The 3,941-nt window shown below is 67.3% G+C and carries 4 protein-coding genes and 1 pseudogene; 4 read left to right on the forward strand and 1 reads right to left on the reverse strand.

What is annotated here, in order from left to right; translation table 11 throughout:
* The 4 genes and pseudogenes from AC1D1G_RS42760 to AC1D1G_RS42775 form a co-directional block, all read left to right on the forward strand.
* Positions 1-264, forward strand: a pseudogene (locus tag AC1D1G_RS42760) (amino acid ABC transporter substrate-binding protein); the annotation flags it as partial.
* Entirely contained in the window at positions 257-1,012 is a 756-nt protein-coding gene (locus AC1D1G_RS42765) for a gamma-glutamyl-gamma-aminobutyrate hydrolase family protein (RefSeq protein WP_283334148.1), read from the forward strand. The pseudogene AC1D1G_RS42760 and the gene AC1D1G_RS42765, both read left to right, overlap by 8 nt.
* A 2-nt stretch (positions 1,013-1,014) precedes the next feature.
* Positions 1,015-2,520: an aldehyde dehydrogenase gene (locus tag AC1D1G_RS42770; RefSeq protein WP_283334149.1), complete on the forward strand. Its 1,506-nt coding sequence runs from the start codon at positions 1,015-1,017 to the stop codon at positions 2,518-2,520.
* 152 nt (positions 2,521-2,672) lie between these two features.
* Positions 2,673-3,350 carry a winged helix-turn-helix domain-containing protein gene (locus AC1D1G_RS42775; RefSeq protein ID WP_283353201.1) on the forward strand — a complete coding sequence of 226 codons (678 nt, stop codon included), beginning with the start codon at positions 2,673-2,675 and terminating at the stop codon, positions 3,348-3,350.
* A gap of 17 nt (positions 3,351-3,367) precedes the next feature.
* On the opposite strand, the gene AC1D1G_RS42780 is transcribed toward AC1D1G_RS42775, so the two are convergent.
* A partial coding sequence (locus tag AC1D1G_RS42780) for a PucR family transcriptional regulator (RefSeq protein ID WP_477956659.1) occupies positions 3,368-3,941 on the reverse strand: 574 nt, incomplete at its 5' end.

The raw sequence follows: 3,941 nt of genomic DNA on the forward strand, positions 1-3,941 counted from the left end.
GTCCAGGCCCTGCGCAACGGCGAGGTCGACGCCGTCGTCGACGACGATGTCGCCCTCGTACCGCTCGGGGAGCAGGCCGATCTGTCGGTCGCGTTTACCGTCGCCACCCGCAACCGGTGGGGTGTCTCGGTCGCCAAGGGCAACGACGCGCTCCGGACCGACCTCGACGCCGCCCTGAACAAGGTCATCGCCGACGGCTCGCTCGCGGCGCAGTGGGCACGGTGGATGCCCACGCTGCCCTTCCCGCTCGCCGCCGATGAGTGAGACCGACGGCCACGCCCGGCCGCTGATCGCCGTCCCCGGCATTCGCTCCGCCTCCATTGCCGGTCTGCGACGCTCCGGAACGGTCGCCGCCGACAAGATCCTCGAGGCGATCTTCCGGGCCGGGGGCGACCCGGTCATCGTGCCCCCGGGGCCCGGAATCACCCACCGTCTGGCACCCTTCGACGGTGTGGTCCTGCCCGGCGGCGCCGACCTCGACCCTGCCACCTACGGCGCCGAACGTGACCCCCGCACGGAGGCATCGGATCCGGTGCAGGATGAATTCGATCTGACCACGGCGCGGGCAGTGATCGAGCTTGAACTGCCCTTCCTCGCGATCTGCCGCGGCATGCAAGTGGTCAACGTGGCGCTCGGCGGCACCCTGGACCAGCACCTACCCGACAGCCACATCTGGCATCGCGAATGCATGCACCAGGTCTGGATGGAATCGGGCTCGGCGGTCGCACAAGCGATGGGCGGGAACGTCGTCGAGGTCTCTTCCTATCACCACCAGGCTGTCGACAGGCTCGGAGCCGGGCTGCAGGTCGTGGGACGCGCCGAGGACGGCTGCATCGAGGTACTCGAGCACGAAAGTGCCCCGATGCTCGGCGTGCAGTGGCACCCCGAAGACAACGCCGACACCGCACCGCACCAGCAAGCACTGTTCGACGCCACGGTCGAGCGCGCGCGACTCGCCCAGGCACGACGCGACGAACTCGGCCACGCCCTCGTCCGAACGAAGGAGAACTGACCATGACCGCCACCGTGCCCACCGAGGTGGACCGCCTGCTCGAGACGGCCCGGAGCCTGACTCTGCGAACCGATGCCTTCATCGACGGCACATTCGTGCCCGCCCTCGCCGGCAGACGCTTCGACTGCATCTCACCCCGCGACGGCCGGGTCCTGACCACCATCGCCGAAGGCGACCGCGAGGACATCGACCGTGCCGTCCGGTCCGCGCGTCGCGCCTTCGAAGACGGCCGCTGGGCCAAGCAACATCCCCGCGACCGCCGCCGAGTGCTGCAGGCCCTCGCGCGGCTGATCGAGCAGCACGCCGACGAACTCGCCCTGCTCGAGTCGCTGGACATGGGCAAGCCGGTCGCCGACGCCCGCGCCGTCGACATCCGGGTCACGGTGCAGTGCTTCGACTTCTACGCCGAAGCGATCGACAAGCGCTACGACGAGGTCGCCCCGACCGACAGCACCACCTTCGCGACCATCACCCGCGAGCCCTACGGTGTGGTCGCCGCGATCGTGCCGTGGAACTTCCCGCTCATGCTCGCGGCCTGGAAACTCGCCCCCGCCCTCGCGGTCGGCAACAGCGTTGTCCTCAAACCGGCCGAAGCGTCGTCGCTGACCGCGATCAGGCTCGCCGAGCTCGCCGCCGAGGCCGGCCTGCCCGACGGCGTCCTCAACGTAGTCCCCGGTTTCGGTGCCACCGCCGGGGCCGCGCTCGGTCTTCATCCCGACATCGATGCGATCACCTTCACCGGCTCCGGTCCGGTCGGGCGGACCCTGCTGCGCGCGTCCGCCGATTCGAACCTGAAAGAGGTCTCCCTCGAACTCGGCGGGAAGAGCGCCCAATTGGTTCTCGAGGACGCCACCGAACTCGACAACATCGCAGCATCCGTTGCGAGTGGGATCTTCTTCAACCAAGGGGAAGTCTGCTCGGCCGGGTCCCGGCTCGTCGTTCATCGCTCCCGCAAGGACGAACTCATCGAGCACCTGCTCCGGGCCTCCGCCAAGATGACAGTCGGTGATCCCCTGGACCCGCGGACGTCCGTCGGCGCACTGGTGGAGGAAAAGCACCTGCACCGCGTCCTCGGATACATTGCAACAGCCACCGACGAGGGCGCGACCACCCTCACCGGCGGCGCGCAGGCACGCATCGATTCCGGTGGGTACTACGTCGAACCGACGATCTTCGACAACGTCACCCCGGAGATGACGATTGCAAACGAGGAAGTGTTCGGCCCGGTGCTCTCCGTCCTGACCTTCGACGACATCGACGAGGGTGTGCGGATCGCGAACAGTACGCAATACGGCCTCGCCGCGGCGGTCTGGACCACCAGCCTGTCGAACGCGCACCTCGTCTCTCGCGCGCTGTGCGCGGGAACGGTGTGGGTCAACAACTACGACGGCAGCGACATCACCGTCCCGTTCGGGGGATACAAGCAGTCGGGGTTCGGTGCCCACGACAAATCGCTCCACGCGCTCGACAAGTACACCACGCTCAAGAGCACCTGGATGAAGTTGTAGAACCGAGTTCCGGCCGGGGATGCACGCCGCCACCGTCGTCGGCGTGCATCCCCTACCCCACCGACACCGCCCCCAGCACCATGCCGCCCACACCAAGCCAGTTTATGAAATGGTGAAATGCACGGACACCGCTCCAACCGAACGGAATTCGCGTGACCAACATCATGGCGATCGGCGCGAGATCCGAATTCCTTCGATACCTGCACCAGGCACTGGGTCACCATGGCCACAATCTGGCGACCTCCGTACCGGGAGACCACGCTGTCCGGGCCGTGACCTCCCTGCATCCCGATGTCATCCTGCTGGACTGGAGTTCCACCGACCGAATCGCATTGGGCCAGCTCGAACAACTGCGAGCCTGGACCCGGGCGCCGGTCGTTGTTCTCTCCGACAACGACGAGGTCGGCGCCATGGTCGACGCGTTCGATCACGGCGCCTACGACTACATGACCAAGCCGTGCGCAATCAGCGAACTTGTTGCCCGCCTGCACGCTGCGTACCGCCGTCGCCCACCCCGCCCACCGGTAGACCCCGTCATCGACGCCGCCTCGTTCTCGGTCGACATCGGCGCACAGACCGTGACCAGAGACGGACAGCGCGTTGAACTGACCGCCACGGAATGGAAACTCCTCGAAGTTCTGCTCAGGCACCGGGGGACGACCGTGAGCTCCCGCACCCTGCTCTGCGCCGTATGGGGGCCTGCGTATACCCACGAAGCGCACTACGTGCGCATATATCTGCACCGCCTCCGGCAGAAGCTCGAGCGCGACCCGAACCACCCGCGGCACCTCGTGACCCAGGCCCGCAAGGGTTACCGGTTCGTCCCCTGACACACGCCCGAGCGACGTCAGCGTCCTTCCTCCCCCATGGTTCGGAGGAGTTCGCGCGCCTGGACGGCAACCCACAGTTCGGCTCGGACGTACGCTGAGTCGAGCTCCCGCCCAGTCAGTTCGGCGATCTTGACGAGCCGATTACGCAAGGTGTGGCGATGAACGCCGAGCGCCGCCGCGGCCGTCTCGGTGTGGCCGTTGTGCTCGAGGAACGCGGTGAGGGTGGACACCAAACTGCTCGACGCCGGGTGTGCGGCATCGTAGGTGTCCACAGCGGCGAGCATGGACTGTTCCAACGCGCGCAGTTCGGCGGGGCTCTGGCTGCCGAGGAGCAAGGAGAAGGTGCCGAGTTCGGCGAAGTCGGTGATCCGATCGGTCTGCAGACGCCCGGCACGGGCCGCGGCGGTCGCCTGCCGCACGCTCAACGCGGCGGTGAAGATCGGCGTGGGCAGACCCCGCCCACCGCCCAGTGGGCGTTCCAGCTGTGCACCTACCTGCTGCTGTAGGTGCAGCCCCACCTCGTGGGAGCGTTCTTCCGGGACGATCACGATCAGATCGTTCTCGGTCGGCACCATCAGGTACGGCGTGGAC

The sequence above is a fragment of the Rhodococcus sp. P3_B8 genome, from assembly GCF_056402775.1.